The 24,496-nt window shown below is 50.2% G+C and carries 19 protein-coding genes and 1 riboswitch; of the genes, 4 read left to right on the top strand and 15 right to left on the bottom strand.

Annotated elements, in window-relative coordinates; genetic code table 11:
* Window positions 1-165: 165 nt before the first annotated feature.
* Complete coding sequence (gene gpmI, locus FYJ45_RS18205; protein WP_154466382.1) at window positions 166-1,707, bottom strand: 2,3-bisphosphoglycerate-independent phosphoglycerate mutase; 1,542 nt, start codon at window positions 1,705-1,707, stop codon at window positions 166-168.
* Window positions 1,708-1,996: 289 nt separating this feature from the next.
* Here gpmI and FYJ45_RS18200 point away from each other — a divergent pair, with 289 nt between their 5' ends.
* The 3 genes from FYJ45_RS18200 to FYJ45_RS18190 all read left to right on the top strand — a co-directional run bounded on the left by FYJ45_RS18200 (window position 1,997) and on the right by FYJ45_RS18190 (window position 7,498).
* A complete protein-coding gene (locus tag FYJ45_RS18200) occupies window positions 1,997-3,166 on the top strand; it encodes a cation diffusion facilitator family transporter (protein ID WP_154466380.1) in 1,170 nt (389 codons plus the stop codon).
* Window positions 3,167-3,970: 804 nt separating this feature from the next.
* On the top strand, window positions 3,971-5,716 hold the full coding sequence (locus FYJ45_RS18195; protein ID WP_154466378.1) for an ABC transporter ATP-binding protein: 1,746 nt from the start codon (window positions 3,971-3,973) through the stop codon (window positions 5,714-5,716).
* Window positions 5,717-5,719: 3 nt separating this feature from the next.
* Window positions 5,720-7,498, top strand: coding sequence for an ABC transporter ATP-binding protein (locus tag FYJ45_RS18190; RefSeq protein ID WP_154466376.1), 1,779 nt, complete (start codon window positions 5,720-5,722; stop codon window positions 7,496-7,498).
* Window positions 7,499-7,800: 302 nt separating this feature from the next.
* On the opposite strand, the gene FYJ45_RS18185 is transcribed toward FYJ45_RS18190, so the two are convergent.
* Window positions 7,801-8,649: a MerR family transcriptional regulator gene (locus FYJ45_RS18185; protein WP_154466374.1), complete on the bottom strand. Its 849-nt coding sequence runs from the start codon at window positions 8,647-8,649 to the stop codon at window positions 7,801-7,803.
* Window positions 8,650-9,084: 435 nt separating this feature from the next.
* Here FYJ45_RS18185 and FYJ45_RS18180 point away from each other — a divergent pair, with 435 nt between their 5' ends.
* Complete coding sequence (locus FYJ45_RS18180; RefSeq protein ID WP_154466372.1) at window positions 9,085-9,783, top strand: YitT family protein; 699 nt, start codon at window positions 9,085-9,087, stop codon at window positions 9,781-9,783.
* Between the two features lie 125 nt (window positions 9,784-9,908).
* Here FYJ45_RS18180 and FYJ45_RS18175 read toward each other — a convergent pair whose 3' ends face one another.
* The 13 genes from FYJ45_RS18175 to rhaB all read right to left on the bottom strand — a co-directional run bounded on the left by FYJ45_RS18175 (window position 9,909) and on the right by rhaB (window position 24,361).
* Complete coding sequence (locus FYJ45_RS18175) at window positions 9,909-10,721, bottom strand: hypothetical protein (RefSeq protein WP_154466370.1); 813 nt, start codon at window positions 10,719-10,721, stop codon at window positions 9,909-9,911.
* A 2-nt stretch (window positions 10,722-10,723) separates the two neighbouring features.
* On the bottom strand, window positions 10,724-11,836 hold the full coding sequence (locus FYJ45_RS18170) for a hypothetical protein (RefSeq protein ID WP_154466368.1): 1,113 nt from the start codon (window positions 11,834-11,836) through the stop codon (window positions 10,724-10,726).
* The gene (locus FYJ45_RS18165; protein WP_154466366.1) at window positions 11,827-12,708 is read right to left on the bottom strand and encodes an ABC transporter ATP-binding protein; all 882 of its coding nucleotides are present in this window, start codon (window positions 12,706-12,708) and stop codon (window positions 11,827-11,829) included. Before FYJ45_RS18165 ends, FYJ45_RS18170 begins: the two co-directional genes overlap by 10 nt.
* Window positions 12,696-13,520 carry a hypothetical protein gene (locus FYJ45_RS18160; RefSeq protein ID WP_154466364.1) on the bottom strand — a complete coding sequence of 275 codons (825 nt, stop codon included), beginning with the start codon at window positions 13,518-13,520 and terminating at the stop codon, window positions 12,696-12,698. The genes FYJ45_RS18165 and FYJ45_RS18160 overlap by 13 nt, the downstream gene beginning before the upstream one ends.
* The gene (locus FYJ45_RS18155) at window positions 13,517-14,041 is read right to left on the bottom strand and encodes an RNA polymerase sigma factor (protein ID WP_276892281.1); all 525 of its coding nucleotides are present in this window, start codon (window positions 14,039-14,041) and stop codon (window positions 13,517-13,519) included. The genes FYJ45_RS18160 and FYJ45_RS18155 overlap by 4 nt, the downstream gene beginning before the upstream one ends.
* A gap of 366 nt (window positions 14,042-14,407) precedes the next feature.
* Entirely contained in the window at window positions 14,408-15,055 is a 648-nt protein-coding gene (locus tag FYJ45_RS18150) for a thiamine diphosphokinase (protein ID WP_021636272.1), read from the bottom strand.
* Window positions 15,056-15,072: 17 nt separating this feature from the next.
* The gene (locus tag FYJ45_RS18145; protein WP_154466360.1) at window positions 15,073-16,431 is read right to left on the bottom strand and encodes an MATE family efflux transporter; all 1,359 of its coding nucleotides are present in this window, start codon (window positions 16,429-16,431) and stop codon (window positions 15,073-15,075) included.
* 390 nt (window positions 16,432-16,821) lie between these two features.
* Complete coding sequence (gene thiD, locus FYJ45_RS18140) at window positions 16,822-17,604, bottom strand: bifunctional hydroxymethylpyrimidine kinase/phosphomethylpyrimidine kinase (RefSeq protein ID WP_154466358.1); 783 nt, start codon at window positions 17,602-17,604, stop codon at window positions 16,822-16,824.
* Window positions 17,605-17,615: 11 nt separating this feature from the next.
* Window positions 17,616-18,911 (bottom strand): thiamine phosphate synthase, encoded by a 1,296-nt coding sequence (gene thiE / locus FYJ45_RS32285; RefSeq protein WP_154466356.1) that lies wholly within the window; start codon window positions 18,909-18,911, stop codon window positions 17,616-17,618.
* Window positions 18,901-19,788 carry a hydroxyethylthiazole kinase gene (thiM, locus tag FYJ45_RS18130; protein WP_154466408.1) on the bottom strand — a complete coding sequence of 296 codons (888 nt, stop codon included), beginning with the start codon at window positions 19,786-19,788 and terminating at the stop codon, window positions 18,901-18,903. The genes thiE and thiM overlap by 11 nt, the downstream gene beginning before the upstream one ends.
* Before the next feature lie 34 nt (window positions 19,789-19,822).
* Window positions 19,823-21,130 carry a phosphomethylpyrimidine synthase ThiC gene (gene thiC, locus FYJ45_RS18125; protein ID WP_154466353.1) on the bottom strand — a complete coding sequence of 436 codons (1,308 nt, stop codon included), beginning with the start codon at window positions 21,128-21,130 and terminating at the stop codon, window positions 19,823-19,825.
* A 175-nt stretch (window positions 21,131-21,305) separates the two neighbouring features.
* Window positions 21,306-21,413: riboswitch (TPP riboswitch) on the bottom strand.
* Window positions 21,414-21,604: 191 nt separating this feature from the next.
* Complete coding sequence (locus FYJ45_RS18120; protein ID WP_021636263.1) at window positions 21,605-22,861, bottom strand: L-rhamnose isomerase; 1,257 nt, start codon at window positions 22,859-22,861, stop codon at window positions 21,605-21,607.
* A gap of 93 nt (window positions 22,862-22,954) precedes the next feature.
* Window positions 22,955-24,361 (bottom strand): rhamnulokinase, encoded by a 1,407-nt coding sequence (gene rhaB / locus FYJ45_RS18115; protein WP_154466351.1) that lies wholly within the window; start codon window positions 24,359-24,361, stop codon window positions 22,955-22,957.
* Window positions 24,362-24,496: the final 135 nt, after the last annotated feature.

Here is a 24,496-nt window from a genome sequence, read left to right as displayed (position 1 = left end):
GTTTGACATATTATGCAATTATTTGTTACATAAATGTTACAAAAAAAGAGCTCCGCTTAATATCTAAGCAAAGCTCCATTTCTTTCACAGATCTGCCGGCAGGAAATTATGGTTTTCCCGCTTCTTATCTTATAAACTTTATAAAATTCCTGTTTCCTTTGGTTCTTATTTCTTAATGAGCAAAGACTTTCCGGTCATTTCCGCAGGCTGTTCCTTCCCCATAATCTGAATCAGCGTAGGAACGATATCCGCCAGGCAGCCGCCCTCCTTCAGGGTGTAGGCAGGATCATAGTTCACAAGAATAAAGGGAACCTGATTCGTTGTATGGGCGGTAAAAGGCGCGCCGGTCTGATAATCCACCAGCTGCTCCGCATTGCCGTGATCCGCACAGATGAACATTACGCCGTCCACGCTCTTAAGCGCATCCACCGCTTTTCCGACACATTCATCCACTGCTTCCACCGCTTTGATGGCAGCTGCTTCCACACCTGTGTGTCCCACCATATCCGGATTGGCAAAATTAATTACAATGACATCGTATTTATCGGACTTAATAGCCTCAACCAGCTTGTCACACACTTCATAAGCGCTCATTTCCGGCTTGAGATCATAGGTTGCAACCTTGGGGGAATTCACAAGGATTCTTTTCTCTCCTTTGTTGGGCACTTCCACGCCGCCGTTGAAGAAGAAGGTAACATGGGCATACTTCTCCGTTTCAGCGATTCTGGCCTGGGTCATATTGTTGTCTGCCAGCCACTCGCCGAAGGTATTTGTAATATCCACCTTATGGAAAGCCACTTCCTTATTCGGGATTGTGGGGTCATATTCTGAAAAGCATACATAGGTAACGTTCGGTCTGTGCGGTCTGTCAAAGCCCTTGAAATCATCGTCACAGAAAACATGGGTGATTTCTCTTGCACGGTCGGGACGGAAATTGAAGAATATAACAGAGTCCTTATCCTGAATGGTTGCCAGCGGCGCGCCGTCCTTTACAACCACGGTAGGCTTCACGAATTCATCCGTCTCATTTCTGTCATAGGAAGCCTGGATGCCTGCGGGGCCGCTTTCAGCGGTAAGGCCTTCCCCTTTGGTCAGCGCATCGTAAGCCAGCTTCACACGGTCATAGTTATTATCCCTGTCCATTGCGTAGTAGCGGCCCATCACGGAAGCCACTTCGCCCACGCCGATTTCCTTCATCTTTGCTTCCAGCTGCTCCACATAGCCCTTTCCGCTTGAAGGGGGCGTGTCACGTCCGTCAAGGAAGCAGTGCACATAAACCTTGGAAAGATTATTTCTCTTCGCCAGTTCCAGCAGCCCGTAAATATGAGTGATATGGCTGTGGACGCCGCCGTCGGACACGAGGCCGTACAGATGCAGCGCGGAATCATTCTTTCTGCAGTTTTCCACCGCATCCAGCAGGGCAGGATTTTCAAAAAAGGTTCCGTCCTGGATTTCCTTGGTAATTCTGGTCAGTTCCTGATATACAATACGGCCTGCGCCCATGTTCAGATGGCCTACCTCAGAATTGCCCATCTGTCCGTCAGGAAGTCCGACTGCCATGCCGCTGGCATTTCCCCTGACAAAGGGGCATTCCGCCATCAGCTTGTCCATTACAGGAGTTTTGGCTTCTGCCACGGCATTGCCGTCCTTCTTTTCATTCAGCCCATAGCCGTCAAGAATCATTAATACTACCGGTTTCTTGCTCATATTCTTCTCCTCTTTCTTCATTATAACTATATATCTCACTTCCGGATAACATAACTGTTCCAGCAAGGCGGCCGCGCCGGATGACGCACCGGCCTATTCCTTAGCAATTATACACGCTTTCCCTGAAGGGCGCAATACGTTTTTTCCAGTAAAACCAGCCTTGATGCGTTTATCCCGGCTCCCGCCGGAAAAGCAAAAGCAGGGATTGTTTTTTTTGCAGAAGCTGTTAAAATAGGGGAATACTGCACAATATTTTCAGTCTTTATTTTAATTCCAAGGAGGTTGCATCATGGTACAGCTGCTGGCCAGATTTTTTATTAAAAACTATGAACAGACGGAAAGCCCTTCTGTCAGACAGTCCTATGGAGTGCTTTGCGGAAGTGTGGGAATCGGTTTTAATATCCTTCTTTTTATCGGTAAGTTTCTGGCTGGCCTTATCAGCAATTCCATCGCTATCACTGCGGATGCTTTCAACAATCTTTCCGATGCAGGTTCTTCGCTGATTACCCTGATCGGGTTCAAAATGGCCGGGCAGAAGCCGGACACGGAGCATCCCTTCGGCCACGGCAGAATTGAATATCTGACCGGGCTACTCGTTTCCCTGCTGATATTGCTGATGGGCGTGGAGCTGATCAAATCCTCCGTGTCCAAGATACTATATCCCGAAGTCACGGAATGTACGCCAGTGGTGGCAGGTATTCTGATTGTCTCCATCCTGGTCAAGCTTTACATGTATCTGTACAACCGCTCTACCGGCCGCAAAATCGACAGCGCCGCCATGATGGCTACCGCTGTCGACAGCCTGAGCGATATGCTCTCCACCTCCGTTGTCCTTATTGCAACCCTCATCGGTAAATTTACAGGGCTTCAAATTGACGGCTGGTGCGGGCTTCTGGTGGGCATTTTCATCCTTTACGCAGGCTTCAGCGCAGCAAAGGATACCATCAGCCCCCTGCTCGGCCAGCCTCCTCAGAAGGAATTTGTGGAAAAAATAGAATCCATTGTGCAAAGCTATCCTCAGGTGCTGGGCATCCATGATCTCATCGTACATGATTACGGCCCGGGCCGGGTCATGATTTCCCTGCATGCGGAAGTGCCCGCCTCCGGAGACATGCTCCACCTGCACGATACCATCGACAATATTGAACGTCAGCTGCACCGTGAGCTGCACTGTGACGCGGTAATACATATGGATCCTGTTATGAATGACGATGAAGAGACCCAGGAACTGAAAAAGCAGGTCACCTGCTGCCTCCATGAACTGGACAAGTCTCTGAATCTCCATGATTTCAGAATTGTAAAGGGCCCTACCCATACCAATATTATATTTGACATTCTGGTTCCCTTTAAATTTCAGCTCAGCGACGCGGAAATCAGCCGTTATATGGAAGAAAAAATCCACAGCATATCCGCCTCCTACTATGCTGTCATTAATATTGACAAAGATTATACGATCTGACCGATACCGGCCCGGCCAGCTGGCATCCGGCCTTATATAATCGCAGCGCCACGGACCACTGCGCCGCTAGCCGGCTGCCTGCTGTGCTGCGTATCCGTACGGCCTGAGCTGCTGCGCCGCAGGCCTGGCCGAACCGTTTGTACGGTTCAGATAACAGAATTATTGCAAACCGTTAGTTACTGTTCACTCCGTGACCAGTAACTGCATAAATCCATTAAAAATCGCCTGCGGCGATGGGCTTTATGCACTCTTGAATCACTTTCTTACGTACTGTGCAGTAAATGCACAGTACTGAGTGAACAGTAACAACCGTTACATTTCTTTTCTTCATTTTGAAAAAGACGATTGACAAAACACACGGCCCGGTGGTAAGGTATATTTAGTCTGTAACCGGTTAAAAATTTGCGAGAAAAGGAGGTAAAACTTATGTCTAACGGAAACAGAAGATTACGTAATTCAATCAGTGCGACGTTGCTTGATGACGAGAAAAGACTTGGAATTGCCTCCTGGTATAATAATGCTACAATCACTTCTTAAGTTTCCGGATTCTGTATATAACTGACAGTATTCCCATACATAAGGAGCCAAAGCGGCATTAGCCACGACAGGTAATTCTGGCGTGGTTTTTTTATGGAAAAATGTCCGGTCAGCCCGGCCGGCAATTCTTCCGGAGGCCGCTTTCCTCTTTCTTTTCTCTGATTATTTTGCATCATCCGCCAAAAAAACAGGGAGTGCATGACAGCTCCTGCCTGCGGCGGATGCGCGGAAAGTTCTAAAATTACATAAGGGGGACTTAACACAAACATGAAAAAACTATCTACCTACTTACTGGAACACAAATTCGGCTATCTGCTGGGTTTCCTGTCCATGGTAATTGCCGTATCACTGGATATGGTATCGCCTCAGCTTACCAGACACATCATTGATGATGTTATTGTGGGCGGGGACTTAAGCCGGCTGAAATATCTGCTGGGAGGCATCCTTCTGGTGGGCGCAGGCCGATGCGTATTCGGCTATACCAAAGAATTTACCTTCGACCGGATCGGCTCTTTCATCGCCACAGATATGAGAAAGGAGCTCTTTGCCCATATCCAGTCTCTGAGCGCGGACTATTTTGACAGAACCAATACCGGAGAGCTGATGAGCCGCGTCAAGGATGATATCGACCGGATCTGGAATGCGGTCAGCTACGTGAGCATGCTGATTCTGGAGGTTATTTTCCATACCGCCATCGTTCTTTTCTGCATGTACAGCCTGAACTGGAAGCTGGCGCTGATTCCTACCCTGGCCATGCTCATCACCGGTTCCATCGCCATTTTGGAGGAACGCCGGCTGGGCGATATCTACGAAGATATCAGTGAGGAGAACGCGGCCCTAAATACGGTGGCCGAAGAAAACCTGGCCGGAGTGCGGACAGTAAAGGCCTTTGCCCGGGAAAAATATGAAATCGGCAAATTCCTTTCACACAACAACCGCTATTACGAGCTGAATATGCGTCAGTCCAAGGTTTTCGTAAAATACTATCCGTATTTTTCACTGATCACCAAGCTGCTGCCGCTCATCGTGCTGCTCTTCGGCGGAAGCCTTGTTATCAACGGCAGGCTCACCATCGGCAGCCTGAGCGCCTTCGTGGAATATTCCATGAATATCGTATGGCCCATGGAAATGCTGGGCTGGCTCTCCAATGACTTTTCCTCTGCCGTGGGCAGCTACCGGAAAATCCGTAAGATTTATGCTGAAAAACCTACTATCACTGAGCCGGAAGTTCCCAAAATGCTTCCCGGCGTTCAGGGAAAAGTGGAGTTTAAAAACGTCTCTTTTCATAAGGAGGACGGACATGAAATCCTTCATGACATTTCCTTCCATGTAAAACCCGGCGGAACCATAGGAATTATGGGCGCTACCGGCGCGGGAAAAACCTCCATCATCCAGCTTCTGCAGCGTCTTTACGATGCCACGGACGGTTCTATCTATGTGGACGATGTGAACATAAGGGATATGTCCTTAAAGCAGCTTCGAAGCAATATCTCCATTGTCATGCAGGATGTATTTCTTTTTTCGGATACCATCAGTGAAAATGTAAAGCTCGGGAAAAGGAACCTGGTGGATTTATCTACGATACGCGGCGCTTCCTCCTGCGCCCAGGCCAGTGATTTTATTGAAAAACTGGATGAACAGTATGATACGGTTATCGGTGAACGCGGCGTAGGGCTTTCCGGCGGGCAGAAGCAGCGTATCAGCATTGCGCGCGCCATCGCCAAGAAAAATCCCATTCTGGTGCTGGACGATTCCACAAGCGCACTGGATATGGAAACCGAATATGCCATTCAGCAGGCTCTGCTGGAGCTTACCGATACCACCAAGCTGATTATCGCCCACCGTATCAGCGCAGTCCGCAATGCGGATGAAATTATTGTTCTGGAAAACGGTTCTATCAAAGAGAGGGGCACGCATGAAAGCCTGCTCGCACAGAAGGGACTTTATTATGAAACATGGCAGGCACAGTACGGCGCCCTTAGCACCGACGGCCACGAAAGAAAGGAGGCGTAAAAAATGCCCTTCAATTCATTTAAAGATGATGAAAAAACAATAGAAGTAGGGAAAATGGCCACGCTCATGCGTCTCTTCAAGTACCTGCTTGCATATAAAAAACAGATTATCGGAGTCCTTTTTATCATGGGCTTCTGCGTGGTGGTCAACCTGTTGAACCCGCTTATCATGGAATCAGCGGTGGATGACTATATTTCCAAAGGGAATTTCAGAGGGCTGGGCCGGCTTATCGTATTTGCAGTCGTTCTGAATATCCTGATGGTTCTGGGCATAAAGCTTCGTATGTATGTTATGGCAAAGGTATGCAACAGCATTCTGGTAACCATCCGTCAGGAATTATATACCCATATCCAGACGCTTGACTTCCAGTTTTTTGACAGCCGCCCTACAGGAAAAATCCTGGCGCGTATTATCGGGGATATCAATTCTCTGAAGGATGTACTCTCCAACTGCGTTACCACCCTGATTCCAGATTTCATTACCATCTGTGCGGTGGTGGCTATTATGTTTATTAAAAATGCGGGACTTGCGGCGGCTTCCTTAATCAGCCTTCCGCTGATGGCGGCCTGTATCTGGTATATCCAGACACGTTCCCACAAAAGATGGCAGATCCACAGGAAGAAATCCTCCAACCTTAGCGCTTTTGTCCATGAGGATTTGTCCGGTATCCGGATTATCCAGAGCTTTGGTGCGGAAGAGGAAACTATGGATACCTTCCGTGGCCTGACAAAGGAGCATCGGGATTCCTTTATCCATGCGGTGCGTTTAAATGATGCCATCGGTTCCGTAATTGATTTTTGCTGGGGACTTGGCACCGTATCGCTGTATTTTGCAGGAATTCTGATCATCGGCGTGGATAAGGTATCTATCGGTACCTTTATTGCCTTCGGCTCCTACATCTCCATGTTCTGGCATCCGATTATGAATCTGAGTAATTTCTATAATCAGATGATTACAAACATTGCCGGCGCGGAACGTGTCTTTGAAATCATGGATACCCCTTCCGCCATTACGGACAGGGAGGGCGTGAAGGAGCTGCCTCCCATTCAGGGGAAAGTGGATTTTGATAAGGTATCCTTCTCCTATGACGGCACGGTAAAGGTTCTGAACGAAGTCAGCTTCCATATCAAACCGGGCGAAACCATCGCCCTTGTAGGCCCTACCGGCGCCGGTAAAACAACAATAGTCAACCTGATCAGCCGATTTTATGACATCCAGGACGGGCATGTATACATTGACGGCTATGATGTCCGGGATGTTTCCATTGAAAGCCTGCGGCACCAGATGGGCATTATGACCCAGGATAATTTCCTGTTCTCCGGAACGATTAAGGATAACATCCGATACGGAAAACTGGACGCCACGGACGAGGAAATCATAGCTGCAGCCAAGGCGGTAAATGCACACGATTTTATCATGCGTCTGGATAATGGCTACGATACCGTTCTCAGTGAACGCGGCGGCGGGCTGTCCATCGGCCAGAAACAGCTGCTGGCCTTCGCCCGCACCATGGTATCCGATCCCAGGATACTGATACTGGATGAAGCCACCTCCAGCATTGACACAAAAACAGAGCTGCTGGTTCAGTCCGGCATCGAAAGCCTGTTAAAGGGCCGCACCTCCTTTGTTATCGCCCACCGTCTTTCCACGATTCAGAAGGCGGACCGGATCTTTGTCATCGACAACGGAACAATCGTTGAAGAGGGTAACGCCGCGCAGCTTATGGCGATGAAGGGAGCTTATTACCAGCTGTATATGAGCCAGTTTAAGAATGTCGTTTAATAGATATTAAAAACCCTGTTTTATTGAAGCAGCCGCAATGCCTTCCGTGATATGATACATAAGACGGAGGGTTTGCGGCTGTTATTTTTTGCCGCAAAGTGAAGAAACAGCATAAGATATCCAAAATATCAAGCTTTTTGGGCATAAAGATGCTATTCTTTGATTAAGGCAGAACAATCCCACTGAATCCTGACTGCTGCTTACGGTACCGTAATCCAGAAATCAGGAGGCCTCTATGAACAATTTGGAACTGCTTGTCCATTCTGGAGAGCAAATAAATTAGCCTGGCCTGTATGAGTTTTTTATTGTTTTTCGACACGAATCTGTATTTCCGTTACGAATTCTTCCGCCTGCGTTGTGTAGCGGTTGTCAATCGGGTACAGTTCCAGGATATCCCCGGTTATCTTAAACCTTCTTGACTCGGCTTCCTCCATAAGCGCTTTAATTTTCTGCGGCGATTGTGTGTAGGGGCCGCGGTAGAAGGTGGTCAGATAGCTGCCGGCCGGCAGAAGAATATCGCTGTTTTCCCGTAAATCTTCAGCGTTTTGTGTTCTTGTGCTATCCGGTTCGGCATCCTCCAGGATGAAAAATACGGAATGGAACAGATTATAGATTCCGTTTTTGATATCCTCCGGCGAAAGGCTGGCTCCGAAGCTTTGGTCGCCCAGGCTCCTTATTTTATCCTCATGGCGCTTCTGCAGCCTTTTAACCGCAAAATCCACCTCTTCATCCCGGGTAAAATCCTCATTGAGCTGCAGACAGTATCTGTCCGGAAATTTTTTCAACAGGCACTCTCCTTCTTTTGCTTCCCGGTATCTGTTTATATGCTCCATACGCTTCCGTATGGATTCCTCCGCCAGCTTCAGGCGTTCTTCCTGTTCCCGTATTTTCTTTTTTTCATCCTCCAGCATAATCAGTGTATGCTCCAGATTCTGGCAGTCCAGATAGGTCTTCACCTGTTTCATGGAAAAGCCCAGCTGCAGTAAGTCTCTGATAATGTTCAGACGGTAGACATCCTTCAGGCGGTAAAGGCGGTAATTATTTTTACCTCTTTTAGGCTCCAGCGCGCCGGCTTCCTCATAGTAGCGGAGGGAATCTGTGCCGATCCCATATAATTTGGAAATTTCGCTTATGGTATAATAATCCTTCATGGTTCTGCATTTTCTCCTGTTTTTTTATCCGTGCGGCACAGGTTCCGCCCGGATATCTGCCGCGGCAAGGACAAATCGAACGTATACTATACGCTTCACGCGGTGAATGTGCAGTTCTGTCTTGTCAAGACCACGACAAAATATTTTATATCTAAAAGACTCTGGAGCCTTAGAATAATTTGGTCTTGAAATATTCTGAGCGTTACGACATTTGCCATACTATTAATACTTTTCTGATTTGTTATTGACCTTAGTATTATACTAGAGTTTATAATCATTTTACATGCGGTTATAAAAAATTAATAAAAGTTTAATTCCGGGCGCTTTCTCAGCGTCAGGTATGGCGTTATGTATACCTGGCGTTGAGAAAGAAACCCGGCACTACAGAAATGAGGTTTTATTTTGCGTACAATGTTACTAAAGAAGTTAAAAGCTATGAATTGGAATGATTTTAAGAGACAGGGAAAAGAGAGTTTTCCTCCGAAGACGATACTGTCCATCCTGGCCGGTACTGCAATTCTGGCCTTCGGTATGGTGAATATTCATAAAAGGGTCCATATTACGGAGGGCGGCGTCCTTGGTATGATTTTGCTGCTTAATTACTGGTTTGCCATTCCCACTTCCCTTTTATCCCCCATTCTGGATGCCCTGTGTTATCTCGTCGGCTTCCGGTATCTGGGGAAAGAATTTCTTATCCGTTCCATCGCCGCCACCTTCTGTCTTGCAGGTTTTCTGAAGGTATGGGAAAGCCTTCCCTTCCTTCTTCCGGATCTGACGGATAAACCGCTGCTGGCTGCCATTGCCGGCGCCTGCTTTGTAGGAATCGGCGTGGGACTCGTGGTGCGGCAGGAAGCGTCCAGCGGCGGCGATGATGCGCTGGCTCTCGTGATTTCCAAGCTGACGCACTGTAAAATATCACGGGCCTATCTGGCGACGGATCTCACTGTGCTTGTACTTTCCCTGACCTATATTCCGGTGGGACGCATCGCCTATTCCCTGATTACTGTTACTATTTCTTCCCTGCTGATTGATTTCGTGCAGACCTTCAGCCTGGCAGACTGGAAAAAAAGACTGGCTGCCTTACGAGGGGCAAAAACGGCAATCGGCGAAGCTGAAGACTCTGCAAATTCTTAATTTGCCCGGAAACCGATACCCTGAAATCTATGCCGTTTTTCTAAAATAAGATCAGTTCCCTGAAAATCAGCTCAATTCCTGGATATCAGATAGATTTCCGGAGAATCGGAGTAGCTATCCTAAACTCAACCCGGCTTCCTGAGAAACCTCCGGCGGCCTGAAAGAAAAAATATATAGCACAACACGATTGTTATCACAGGCACAAGCCAAAGGTAAAAACCGCCGAACCATTTTTCCTCCCACGGTTTCCTGAACAGCTGAAATCTTGCCAGTACCACAGGGCTGAAGGAAAACAGGTAAGCCGCAGGCAAAAATCCCGCCCGGATCCCCCAGTTATACAGGAGCTGACAGACGAAATAACCGATACCCGCGCCTGCGGCGGACTGGAAGGGTGTATGTGAAAAAGCGGACAGACAGTACACCGCTCCCGCAAGCAGAATTACGGCGCAGATCCCCAGGAAAAATGAGGCAGTAAAGGCCCGGCCGCAGCTGACAGCCAGAACAGTATCCAGTTCTTCGGCCGCAGGCCGCATCATACCGGTTCTCCAGATTTCTTTTCCCCAGACACAGCGGATGAATAAATAATCCGAACCCAGAAGAATCCCCAAAATGGACAATGAAAGGGTGAGTACGGCAGCGGCTTTTCCACAGGCCGTTTTTTCCATCCCATTCGCAGCGGTCTGCAGCAGTTCCTCCATCTTCAGGCTATATTCCCCGGCAAATACAGGCGCGGAAAAAATGATGATAAGCATTGCGGCAAGCAGGCCGTGCAGCTCCATCAGCAAAAGCATCACAGCCTGTGCTTCTCCCGCATGAAAATCCGCCTGCTCCGCATATACCCGCCAGCCTATGGCGGTAAATAAAAAGCTTCCCGCGGCTGCCGTCAGATAAAATGGTTTTCTTATCAGTTTTTCCAGTTCGAAAAGATACAGCCGCATTCTTATCCCTTCTTTCCATTCCGGCACCAGCCGTGCCAAAGCATCCAAAGCCCTGCCAGGCACAAAACAGCTCCGGCAATGCCCGGAAAAATCCGGCTGCCACCTGCTCCTCCATCAAAGGAAGGAATCATCAGATTCAGCGGCAGCCCTTCATTCGGTAAAGTCAGAAGACGGGCAAACAAACGGCCGAAGCTGATAATACCCAGCTTAAATACCAGCATCCGGCTGATAAGGGGATAGACAAAAAGGATGGCAGAAACACAAAGAGACATCAGCGGCCAGCTGCATACCGCTGATACTCCGGCTGTCAGGCAGACAAGAACCGTCACTCCCAGCACTGTGCGCGGAAGATATACCGACACCCAGAACTGTCCTGTAGTTATGGAGTCCGGACACAAATATGGCGCAGCTCCCGCACAAAGCACATTTGCCCGCAGGCCTTCAAAACCATAGACGATGCCATTCACAAGAAACAGAAAACCTCCAAGCAGCAAAAAGCCTCCCAAAGCGATGATCCAGCCCGCCAACAGCCGCATAAATGGCATTTTTCTTCTCCCTTCAGCACTGGAGCGGATCACAGATGCAGTTTTCAGGCTTCTGTCGGAGGAATATACATTAGATAATACCACCACCATGGTAATCCCCCACAGGATGGCCGTTCCCATCAATACCTCCATTAACCCTTCCCACCCTTCGGCATAGGAAAAATAAAGCCGGTCTGCGTAGGAGGCTCTGCCAAAACCGCCGTTTTCATCCTGCAGGGAATAGAGTACTGTGCTTTTCCTGTTTTCACTGTATCTGTAGTCCGTCATATTTTCCGTGATAAAACGGTTCAGATAATTTCCGTAGACGCAGCCGCCATCGTCATTATATTTCGCAAAACCATAACGGGCGATGATTTCTTCCGCCTTCCTGTCTGTCAAATAGCCTCCATATTCTGCAGTAATGCTGCGGTTATAGCGTACGGCGGCCATACCCCGCAGTTCCTCCTCTCCGGTATAAACCACGGGCATCATAATCCTAATGAGATACAGCCCCGCCAATAATGAGAGGAGAAAACCTGTCCAGAGCGCAGGTTTCCTGCAAAGCTTTTCCAGTTCAATTTTCAGCAGCATTTGTCCGCCTCCTCCCTGAAGTAATAAAGGTATACATCCTCCAGCGTCGGCGGTACACTGACCGCCTCCGGGGCAGGGCAGTCCTCCGATATAATGCGCAGGGCTGTTTTATCCCCCTGGTTTTTCAGGCTGCTCACCGCATAGCGGCGGTTCAGCGCCTCCGCCTCTTCCCTGTCTGCGGCCAGCTCCCATACCCAGCCCTGCACCTGCCTGGCAACATTCTCCACACTGCCCTGCTGCAGAAGCTTTCCGCCCTTCATAAGAAGGATTTCATCCGCGATATATTCCACATCGGACACGATATGGGTGGAAAGGATAACGATCCTGTCCCGGGAAAAAGCGCTGATAATGTTCCTGAAACGGATACGTTCTTTCGGATCCAGCCCTGACGTAGGCTCATCCAGAATCAGGATTTCCGGATCATTGAGCATGGCCTGGGCAATTCCCAGCCGCCGCACCATGCCTCCGGACAACGTTTTGATCTTTTTTTTGCTGATCTCTTCCAGACCTACCATGGCGAGCAGCTCCTGCGTTTTCCTTTTTGCTTCCGACACAGGCAGCGCTTTGAGGGCCGCCATATACATAAGAAACCGCTCCGCCGTAAAGTCCGGATAAAAGCCGAAATCCTGGGGTAGGTAGCCCAGATAACGCCGGTAGCCGGCGCCCAGCTTATCTATCGGTCTGTCATTGCATAAAATTTTTCCATCATCCGGCCTTAATATATCGCATAACAGTCTGAGGAGCGTGGTTTTTCCCGCGCCGTTAGCTCCCAAAAGGCCGTATACCCCGTGGGTAAATGCAGCGCTGATATGATTTACCGCTATGTTATCCTTATATTTTTTTGTCACCTCGTCCAGCTTTAATTCCAGCATAACTCTTCTCCTCTTTCTAATTTCCCGGCCAGGCAATACAGCTCTGCCGCCACAAGGCCTCCTGCTGCGGCAAGTGCGGCAACCCACAGCCAAAGCATGGTTTTTTCATACAGATGCGGAATGCAGGCAGGAAAGAAGGAAATACAGCAGGCCGCCGCAAGCACGCAGGCCTGCAGGAAACGGTTATTCCCTCTGGCGAAGGTGAATACCGTCAGGTACAGCAGCGTATTATACACAAAAGGCGTCAGTAGATAGATTCCCGTCTGCCAAAATCCTGTCTGCAGCCTTCCCCGGGAAACAGCTGTGAAGCAGACAAGCAAAAGAAGATCCACCAGTCCCGTAATCGCCATGCGTACCGCCAGAAGCTGTCTTAAATCCAGACAGCAGCTGTGTTCCAGCTCCCACATATGGCAGGAAAAGCATTTCCCCAGCTCCGCAAAACCGGCTACGCCTGCCAATGCCATAATTGCGGATAGAACCGGCAGAAGCACCACATAGGAAACACCGCCCTGTTCCACCAGACCGCCCGGAACCGATGGCGTAAAAAACAGGCTGTTTAACCCATAAACAGTCAGATCTCCCACCCACAGGACGGCAGATGCGCCAAGAAGCAGCCAAAAGGCCTGGAAACACCAGTAACCGCGTGAAAAAAGGGTAAGCTGCGTACAAAAAATCTGCTGCCAGGTTGGTATGAATACCGGCCTTTTGCTCCGTATGCTTTTTTCAACCGCTTCCAGCGCCCTTTTTTTGCCCTGCACATCCGCAGGAAGCTCCTGCCGGAACAGTCTTGTTAATTCCCGGTCCCTTTTCATTGGCTTTCCTCCTCCAATATTTTTTTCAGCTTTTGTTTGCCCTGATGCAGCCTGGACTTTACCGTAGCTGTATTTGTCCCCGTTATCCGGGCGATTTCCCTGATTTTCAGTTCATCAAAATAAAACAGGGTCAGCGCCTCCCTTTGTACGCCGGGCAGGCGGGAAAGCGCCTGAAGCAGGCTGCTTTGCCCGCAGTTTTCCGTAAAATCCCGTTCCTGTCCGGCCGGCCGGGCCAGCTGCGCCTGTTCCAGTTCCCTGTCCCGGTACAGCTTTTTAAAATAATCCCGGCACACATTGGCGGCGATAGTCAAAAGATAACCCTTCAGATTCCGCTCCCGGTAACTGTCCACGTAACGGATGAACCTGATAAACGTTTCCTGGGCGCAGTCGCAGGCATCCGCCGGATTTCCTGTCTGATAGCAGCAGAAACGGTAGATATCGTCATAGTATTTTTCCGCAATCTGTCCAAGCGGCTCATTATTTCCCTGATGTATTTCCCTGATCCATTTTTTGTCGTCCACGAAGAGGCCCCTTTGTGAATTCAAATACCCCGCCGCAGGCAACGGGCAGCAGCGGGGTATTTGACCCTCGCGGCAGTCGCCAAATATCCATGCAAGCATGGATACTTGGCTCGTTGCTCGCGGGAATAAATGCAGCATTTAAAGTGTCTGTGCAGGCGCTGCACAGACTGCATGAATATGTAACGGCGGCAGGCATCCGTCCCGCCGCATAGCTTTTTAATGGCCGGATGCAGTTACAGTCAGGCCGGCGGCCAAACTGTAACCACCATAAAAATAGCTACACTGATATAACCTGATTTTGCTTAAAAAGGTTTTAAAAAAGCAGAAGAAATTTCTCCTGCTTTTTTAATCATCATTTTTTGTTTTTTAAATCCAGGTAATCATGATGAGCAGGGTTCCGTTTTCTACGGTAATGCTGCTCTCCTTGCCGATAAATTCATTGCTTACGCCGATCGGGAAATCATTGGTGACTGTGGCATTATCCAGCAGGTATTTCATATTCCGGATGGTGACCCCTTCCGCCTTATCTCCCAGGGAAAACAGGGACAGAAGGCCTTCCAGGTTCTTTTTGAAGCTGACCGTTTCATTCTTGGCCACAAGGATCATGCCGTCGCCGTCCATTAGATAGCCCCTGGCTCCTTTTTCCTTCAGATAATTCAGGCATTGGATATTTGCCATGGTATGCGCCAGCCTTCCGCCCTGGCCGCCATAGATGACGAATTCCTTATATCCCAGCTTCAGGCCCTCCTTGATGGCCGCCAGCATGTCCGTATCGTCCTTCTTCACCGGAAGCACCCTGACCTTTTCCGGTTCTCTGGAGCGCATCTCCATAATGGCTTCCATATTATTTTCATCAAGGGAATCAAAATCCCCCAGAACCAGATCCGGTTCTATTTCCAGATACCTGCAGTAGGCGAAACCCCCGTCCGCCGCAATCACATAATCCCCTTCACGCAGAGGTATTTCGGATACGGTTAAATCTCCCGCCCCGATAATTACACATCTTTCTGCCATAACTCTTCTCCTTTTCTCTATACAATCAAATTCTTTTTACTCCATTTTCCTGTCAGATATCTGCACAGGGAAATCAGGTAATTTACCGTCCAGCCAGCGGGGATGGCATACCATACGGCTGCCACGCCAAGCACGGGAGACAGCAGGAAGGCGCCGGATACCCGGATGCCAAGATTCACCAGGTTGGCAAGGGTGAACACCACCACATCCCCCGCTCCCCTGAGCACGCCGTCGGTAACAGCCTTCAGTCCGATACAGATGAAGAAAAACTTGATAAAGGACAGATACCCCGTACCTGTGGCATATGCCACCGCTCCGCTTGAGGTATCCATAAATGTGCCGATTATCTGTCTGTCAAAGAACAGCAGGATAAGGCATATCAGCAGGGCAAAACCGCCTGCTATGGCGCAGGCCGCCCGGTAGCCTTTGCGTACCCTCTCCGGTTTTCCCGCGCCCATATTCTGCGCGGTAAAAGTGGATACGGCATTTCCGGTGGATATCATGGGCACGATACAGATGGATTCGATTCTTGTCGCCGCCGCATAGCCGGCCAGAACGGAGGAGCCAAAGCCATTCACCACGGACTGCACAAGCAGCATGCCGATGGATACAATGGACTGCTGCAAAATGGAGGGGATGGCTATTTTCACCATAGCTCCCAGAATGGCCGTGTTGTACTTTCGCACCTTCCCTTCCACGGCAAAGCCATGCAGCCTGCGCATCAGCAGACAGAAGGAAATGACAGCGGCCGTACCCTGAGCGATTACCGTGGCAACGGCGACGCCCGCCACACCTGCCCCGAACCCGATGACAAACCATAAATCCAGAAACACATTCAGCACGGAGGAAAAAATCAGCAGGCAAAGCGGTGTCCTGGAATCTCCCAGCGCATTGAACATGGAAGACAGAATATTATACATAAACAAAAAAGGCATGCCCAGAAAATAAATTCCCAGATAGGTTCCTGCCGCCGCCAGAATATTTTCCGGCGTATTCAGCCATATGAGGATCAGCCGGTTCATCAGGAAGCCGAATACCCCCAACACAATTCCCATGGCCAGAAAGGTAAGCAGCGCCGTATACACGGAGGTTTTCATCTTCCTGTCTTCTCCGGCCCCCAGATACTGGGAGGTGATAACGGAGGCTCCGATTCCCCCGCCGATTGCAATCATGACGAATACATTGGTGAGCGCATAGGAAGCTCCAACCGCCGCCAGTGCATCCTCTCCTACAAATTGTCCTACAATCATGGAGTCCACCATGTTATAAAACTGCTGGAACAGGTTGCCTAAAATCATGGGAAGCGCAAACAGGAACAGCGTTATTCCCGGCGAATCCTCAAGCATGTTCCATTTCCTTTTTACTCTTTTTTCCATATTACCTTTGCGATCTCAAAGCCGGAGGCCGTTTCCCTTCCCTGTCATTTTTTTACTGCACAATATATACACCACTCTATTGTAACAACTTTTTGTCCCCTTGAAAAGAATTTATGCAAAATCTTGTGGGAGGACGGTTCTGCCGCCGGCTGTTCGTGTGTTCCGCCTGGGCGCCATACCGGTTTGGGGGCGGGAGGTGGATTGCTGTAAGGGTCGTTTAAAAACGCCGGTCCTTGCGTTGTGTCCTTTACAACGCTAGTACCGCTGCGTTTTTAACCGAGCGGGAGCGTGCCCTCTAAGCAACCACCTCCCGCCCCCAAACCGGTATGGCGCCCAGGCGGAACACACGAACAGCCGGCGGCAGAACCTGGAAGTGAAAGCAGCTGAATTTTAGGATAGGGCGTACATGTGGTTCAGGGGGCCGTTGCCTTTTCCCAGGTCCAGGGGGGTATTAAGGGCTCCGGTCAGGTAGGTTTTGGCTTCTTTTATGCTTTGGGGGAGGCTTTTTCCTTCGGCCAGGCGGCAGGCGATGGCGGAGGAAAGGGTGCAGCCGGTGCCGTGGGTGTTGGGGTTGTGGATGCGGGCGGAGGGAAAAAGGGTGGTTTGGGCGCCGTCATAAAGCAGGTCTGTGGCATCGTCCGGAAGATGTCCGCCTTTTATGAGGACAGCGGTTCCAGCGGCGTTGAAAAGGATGCGGGCGGCTTTTTCCATGTCTTCCGGCGTGCGGATGGCAAGGCCGGTGAGGGCCTGTGCCTCGGGGAGGTTGGGGGTGATGAGGGTTCCCAGAGGGAGGAGTTCTTCTTTCAGCAGAGAAAAAGCGGGTTCTGAGAGGAGGCGGCGGCCGCTGGTGGATATCATGACAGGGTCGATGACCAGGTTTTGGGGGCGGTATTGCTGCAGACCGGCGATGATCCGGGCCAGTATCGGCTCCTCCGATACCATGCCGATTTTGACGGCATCCGGATATATATCGGTAAATACGCAGTCCATCTGGGCAGCTACGAACTCCGGGGAGACGTTGAGTATTCCGTATACGCCGGTGGTGTTCTGGGCGGTCAGGGAGGTGATGACGCTACAGGCGTACATGCCATGTACTGTTATGGTTTTGATATCGGCCTGGATACCGGCCCCTCCGCTTGGATCGGAGCCGGCTATGGTAAGTATCTTTTTCATGGGGCTGTTCCTCATTTCGTGAAGGTATAAAGATAGTAATCGGCTTGTTTTATAATCTCCCCTTCCTGTACGGCGGAGGAGGGGTCTTTTACACCGACTGTGGGAAAGCCGGCTGTTTTCGCCGTTTTCAGGGCGTACAGGGCATCTTCGAAAACGAAGGTTTCTTCTTTTCCGGTTCCAAGCAGGGCCAGGGCTTCTTCATAAATGGCGGGGGTGTCTTTTCCTGCGCCTGCTTGTCCGCAGGTAAGTATAAAAGTAAAGTAATGCAGCACTCCGCATCGCTTCAGAGCGGCCCGGATAAGGCTGTGATCGGTGGCTGTTGCAATGCACATTTTTATGTTTCTTTGGCAAAGCTCTTCCAGGAAGGCGGCGGCTCCTTCCTTCAGGGGGGCTTCTTTTTCATAGAAGGAGGCGATCATGGCGTTAAGCTCTTCCACTATTTTTTCAGGGCTTTCCGTAAGGGCGTAGTTTTCCCGGTAGTAGCAGGCGGCCTGGAGAAGGCTCATGTCACGGAAGGTTTCACGCAGGTTTTCCCGGGGGATTTTCCCTTTTGTACGCAGGTAATCTTCCCCCAGGGTATCCCAGATGCCCATGGAGTCTAAAAGTGTGCCGTCCGCGTCAAAGATGGCTCCGCGGATGTTTGTATGCAGCAGTGCTTCCAGTGTGTCCTGTGCGTTTATCTGCAGGGCCAGTTTTTTCAGGTCTTCGCAGGACTTACGGATATCCGGGCTTGCGAAGATGGCGGAAACAAGGGCCACGCCGGCGATGCCTGTGCCTTTGAGCAAATGCAGATTTTCTTTATGGATGCCGCCTATGGCGCAGACGGGGATGGATACTGCGGCGCAGATCTTTTGCAGGGTCTCATGGGATACCGCGTCTGCGTCGGATTTGGTGGAGGTGGAAAAAACAGCGCCCACTCCCAGATAATCTGCGCCGTCTTCTTCCGCCTGGCGGGCCTGCTCCACCGTCTGCGCGGATACTCCCAGTATTTTGCCGGGACCGATTCTGCGGCGCACATCCGCCGCAGACATATCGTGCTGGCCCACATGAACGCCGTCCGCGCCGCAGCTGACAGCCAGTTCTACGTTGTCGTTAATGAGGAAAGGGACATGGTATCTGCGGCAGAGTTCTTTCACAGCCAGGGCTTCCTGCCGGAATTCTTCCTCCGGCAGCTCCTTTTCCCGAAGCTGGATGCAGGTGGCGCCGCCTGCCAGGGCTTCCTCCACCTGCTGCAGCAGTGTTTTTTTACCCGTCCAGGCACGGTCGGTTACGGCATAGAGGAGCAGCATGCTTCTGTCACATTTCATGGGGAACCTCCGTGCAGATGATTTTTTCAGAAGTTCCGTTTTCCTGCTTTTGGAGCCGGTATTTGCACAGCCTGGCGCCTTCCTCCAGGATTTTCCCGTCCATCAGGAAAATTTCATCTATGATTTTGCTGCGGTAGGAGGCATTGCCTTCTTTGGCGGAAAGCCTCTGGTAAGCCCGTTCTCCTGCCAGCCCCATGGCACAGACGGCCGCAGCGGCCGCTTCCAGGGGCTGTTCCTGATTGGCGGTCAGGTATGCTGTCATCATGGCGGACAGCATACAGCCGGTGCCGGTCACCTTACTCATCAGGGGATGGCCGTTGCGGATGACACAGGCAAAATCACCGTCTGTTACAATATCGATCGCTCCGGTAATTGCCACTATGGCTCCTGTATCCTCTGCGAAGCGTCCTGCAAAAAGGATCGTGCTTTCCAGGTTCGCATCCGTTACCGCATCTATGCCGTCGGCATCCACGCCTTTGGCGCCTCCCATTCCCAGCGCAAGGGTTTTGATTTCGGAAATGTTTCCGCGGATGGCTGTAAAATGTACTTCCTTAAGCGGTCTCCGGGCAGTTTCCGTGCGCAGCCGGCTGGCTCCCGCGCCCACCGGATCAAGCAGCACAGGATGGCCGCAGGCATTGGCTTTTTTACCGGCAGCCAGCATGGAAGGAATCGTATTGTGGTTCAGTGTTCCGATATTGATGTTCAGGCCGCCGCAGACAGCGGTAATTTCCTCCGCTTCCTCCAAATCATCGGCCATAATCGGCGAACCGCCGCAGGCCAGCAGGATATTGGCGCAGTCGTTTACGGTGACATAATTTGTAATATTGTGAATTAAAGGCATCTGCCCTCTTACTTTTTCCAGTTGCTCTTTCAGCATTTTTTCACCCTCGTTTTCCATAGATTCAGCTGCGCTACTCTTCATAGATGGACACGATTTCTCCATCCAGAATGCGGTTCATATTTTTTACGGCGCAGAAGTTCCCGCACATGCTGCAGGTATCCTCTTTTTCCGGCCGGGAGGATTCCCTGTAGCTTCTGGCCTTCTCCGGGTCCATGGCAAGAGAGAACATCCGCTCCCAATCCAGCTTCTTTCTGGCAAGGCTCATCTGATTGTCCCAGTCCATGGCCCCGGGTACGCCCTTGGCGATATCGGCCGCATGGGCTGCGATTCTGGCGGCAATGATGCCTTCCCTCACATCCTCCACGTCAGGCAGGCGCAGATGCTCCGCTGGCGTTACGTAGCAGAGGAAGGAGGCTCCCGCCACCGCTGCCGCCGCCCCGCCGATGGCCGCCGTAATATGATCATAGCCAGGGGCCACGTCCGTTACTATGGGGCCTAGCACGTAAAAGGGCGCGCCATGGCAGAGGGTTTTCTGGATTTCCATATTGGCTGCGATCTGGTTAAGCGGCATGTGCCCGGGTCCCTCAATCATGATCTGTACGTCTTTTTCCCAGGCTCTTTTTGTAAGCTCCCCAAGGGTAATCAGTTCTTCTATCTGGGACGCGTCGGTAGCGTCGGCAAGGCATCCCGGACGGCAGGCATCCCCCAGGCTGAGGGTAACGTCATATTCCCGGCAGATATCCAGAATCTCGTCATAGTGCTCATAAAAAGGATTTTCTTCTCCTGTCATTTCCATCCACGCAAAAATAATGGAACCGCCTCTGGAAACGATATTGGTCAAACGCTTATTCTTCTTAAACTTATGGGCGGTTTCTTTGTTGATCCCACAGTGGATAGTCATAAAATCCACACCGTCCCGGGCGTGCATTCTCACAATATCAATCCATTCCCCTGACGTAATCTGCTTCAGGGGCTTATGATAATAAACCACCGCATCATAAATCGGCACGGTTCCAATCATGGCGGGGCAGTTATGCGTCAGGTAACGTCTGAACTTCCTCGTGTCGCCGAAGGAACTTAGGTCCATAATGGCTTCCGCTCCCATTTCCACTGCCTTTCGCACCTTCTCATATTCCATTTCCAAATCTGTCATGTCTCTGGATGTGCCCAGGTTCACATTGATTTTGGTTTTCAGCATGGAACCAAGACCGTTTGGCACAATCGACTTATGCTCTTTGTTGCAGGGGATGATAATCCTGCCCTCCGCCATAAGCCTGCACAGTTCCTTCCCGGAAATATGCTCCTTTTCTGCCACCGCTATCATCTGTTCCGTGAGAAAACCTTTTCTCGCGGCTTCCATCTGTGTTGCATAATTCATACTGTTTCCTCCTGACCGTTTGCTTCCTTCACAGTTTTTCTCTTTCTTTTCAGGGCCTGTGCGGCAGTGCGAATGCAGGAAACAGGAATTGCGGCAAAAGAAAATGCGGCTTTTGGCGGACGCTCACTAAAAAAACGAAGCATACCAGGATCGGTATACTCCGCTTTCATATCATGTAAGCTGTGCAACTTCTTCCTACGTTGGCATTACCCAAATCAGGTTTAAGGGTCGAAGTTGGATTACTTCCTCTCAGCCTGCTTCACAAGCTCCCCTGAAAAATATGTACTTTTTCCCGCCGGGCTTAACCGGCCTTTACGTGGAAATCATATCATGCCTGTCCTATTTTGTCAAATTTTATGCCCTGCCGGTTTTTCCGGCCTTTTTTCTGATTCCCCGTCAATCTGTAACAGTCCGGACGGGCCAGAATGACCGGCAATTACAATTTTGTCCTGACGTTTTCCGGTGTTATTGCAACTACGCTCTTTTGGAAAGAACCTCTTCTTCATATTTCATTACTTCCCTGAACCAATCTCCCTTGACAGGAACATTGTTCTTCTCACAGAAGTAATCCCACACATCACCGAAGGGATAGGTTTTCATTTCTTCCTGCATTGCCATCAGTTCTGTAAACTGGTTGGTATCCTGCAGCTCCTTAAAACGCTTGTTGGGAGAAACCAGGGCGTAAAGAAGGGCCTTCTGCATATTTCTCATACCAACGGTCCACGCGGAAATACGGTTGATGCTGGCATCAAAGAAATCAAGGGCAAGAAGCACGCGGTCAATGGCGTCGTTTCTTACGATTTCCTTTGCAATTTCTCTTGTTTCATCATCAAAAAGAACTACATGGTCGCTGTCCCAGCGTACCGGCCTTGTTACATGAAGCGCAATCTTGTCATTGAACAGGAGCATGGAGGAAATTTTATCGGATACCATCTCTGTGGGATGATAATGTCCGTTGTCCATAAGGCTGATAATGCCGTTGTTTGCCGCATAATTGACGGTAAATTCACTGGATCCCACAGTGTAGGATTCCAGGCCGATGCCGAATACCTTGGATTCCAGGCACACAAGAACCTTGGTTTTATCGTAAGGGATGGAAAGGATCTGATCCAGGGAATCTTTGAATCTCGCCCTGGGCCCCAGTCTGTCGGCGGGAATGTCTTTATAGCCGTCCGGAATCCAGATGTTCATTGCGCAGGGGATTCCCAGCTCTTCTGCAAAATACTGGGAAATGCGGATGCAGGCTTTTCCATGCTCAATCCAGAAATTACGAACTTCATCGATCGGGCTGGAAAGGGTCAGGCCGTCCACTACCTTGCTGTGGGAGAAGAAGGTGGGGTTGAAATCAAGGCCGATTCCTTTTTCCTTCGCAAAATCAACCCATTTTTTGAAATGCTTCGGCTCGATTTTGTCTCTGTCCGCAAATTCACCATCTTCAAAAATAGCATAGCTTGCATGCAGGTTCAGTTTATGCTTTCCGGGCACGAGGCTGAATACCTTATCAATATCTGCCATCAGTTCTTCCGGTGTCCTTGCCTTTCCGGGATAGTTTCCGGTAGTCTGGATTCCTCCGGTAAGAGGTCCCTTCTGATCAAAGCCGGTAACATCGTCGCCCTGCCAGCAGTGCATGGAAATCGCAATGTTTTCCAGAGTTTCCACCGCCTTGTCGGTGTCCACGCCAATCGCCGCATAAATTTCCTTTGCGGATTCATATCTTTCTTTTACGTTCATAATTATCTCCTTTCCGTCCCATGGGACGACGTGCGTTTCACACGTTTTCGACTGATGATGTAATTGGGTAACCGTTCAGATGGGTATGAACCTTTACCTCGCTTCATATTTTTTCACACCGAAGGAATCGTAAATGCAGGCGCGCACCTGGGCAAGTCCCTCAAATTTTCCGTCCTTCAGCATCTGTACCGCCAGGTTGCCGATAGCTGTCGCCTCTCCCGGGCCTGCGTAAACGCATCTTCCGGATTTATCCGCAGTCAGCTGGTTCAGATATGCCGCATTGGATCCGCCGCCCACAATATTGATGGCCGGGAAGGTTCTCCCTGTGAGCGCTTCGATTTCCCTGACGGTTTCCGCATAGCTTTCCGCCAGGCTCTGATAAATAACGGCTGCAATCTGTCCGGTTGTCTCCGGCTCTCTCCATCCATGCTTTCTGCAATAAGCCTTAATGGCCTCCGTCATATTGTCGGGCGCCAGAAAAGCGTCGTCATTCACATCCACGCGGGAAGGAAAATCGCTTTCTGCCTCCGCCATATCACACAGCTGTGCAAAGGAATATTTGTCACCCAGCTCATGGCGCACGGACTGGATCATCCACAGCCCCATGATATTTTTCAGATAACGGAAACGGTACTCATATCCGCCTTCGTTGGTAAAGTTTCTTTCCCTGCTTTCCGGGGAGCAGATTGCCCTGTCATTTTCAATTCCCATCAGCGACCAGGTCCCGGAGCTTATGTACAGGCAGTCATCGGTAAGCGCGGGTACGGAAATAACCGCGGATGCCGTATCGTGCGTTGCAGGCATCACCACTTCGCAGGTAAAGCCGACTTCCTCTTCCACCTCTTTGGAAAAAGGTCCCACCACGGTTCCCGGCATATGCAGCGGCCGGAAAACAGAGGGCTTATAGCCCAGCCGTTCAATCAGCTCATAGTCCCATTGCTTTGTTTCCGGGCTGACCAGCTGTGTGGAGGTGGCGTTGGTGTACTCGGACAGCTTATTGCCCGTGAGCAGAAAATGGAAATAATCAGGAAGCATCAGCAGCCACTCCGCTTTTTCCATGTTCTCCGGCTCCTGGGTTTTCACCGCCATCAGCTGGTAAATGGTATTGAACATCTGTTTCTGGATTCCCGTCCTGGCATACAGGGCGTCCTCCGGTATGATTTTATACACCTCTTTGTCCATGCCTTTGGTTCTGCCGTCCCGGTAGCCATAGGTGTTTCCCAGGATCCTGTCCTCCCCGTCCAGGAGGACATAATCCACGGCCCAGGTGTCAATGCCCATGGATTTGGGGATTTTCCCGGCCGCCCTGCAGGCCTTCAGGCCTTCCTTGATTTCGTGGAAAAGGCGGGGAAGATTCCAGCACAGATGGCCGTCCTTTTTCTCCATGCCGTTTTCAAAACGGTATACCTCCTCCAATACGATTCTGCCGTCTTCCAGGTGTCCCAGGATATGGCGGCCGCTGGAGGCGCCTATATCCACAGCAAGATAGTACTCTGCCATAATTTTACCTTCTTTCGTCCCGATTTCACTGCTACTATTATACCTCTGCGAAAGTTATTTTTTTAGGACGGTAATTGTAAATTTACCGTCCTTATTTGCACCTCTATTTTAAGAAAAACCTTCTTTTAACAATCA

The organism is Eisenbergiella porci, from assembly GCF_009696275.1.
GTDB classification, from domain to species: Bacteria; Bacillota; Clostridia; order Lachnospirales; family Lachnospiraceae; genus Eisenbergiella; species Eisenbergiella porci.
This window is presented reverse-complemented; position numbering and strand designations above follow the sequence as displayed.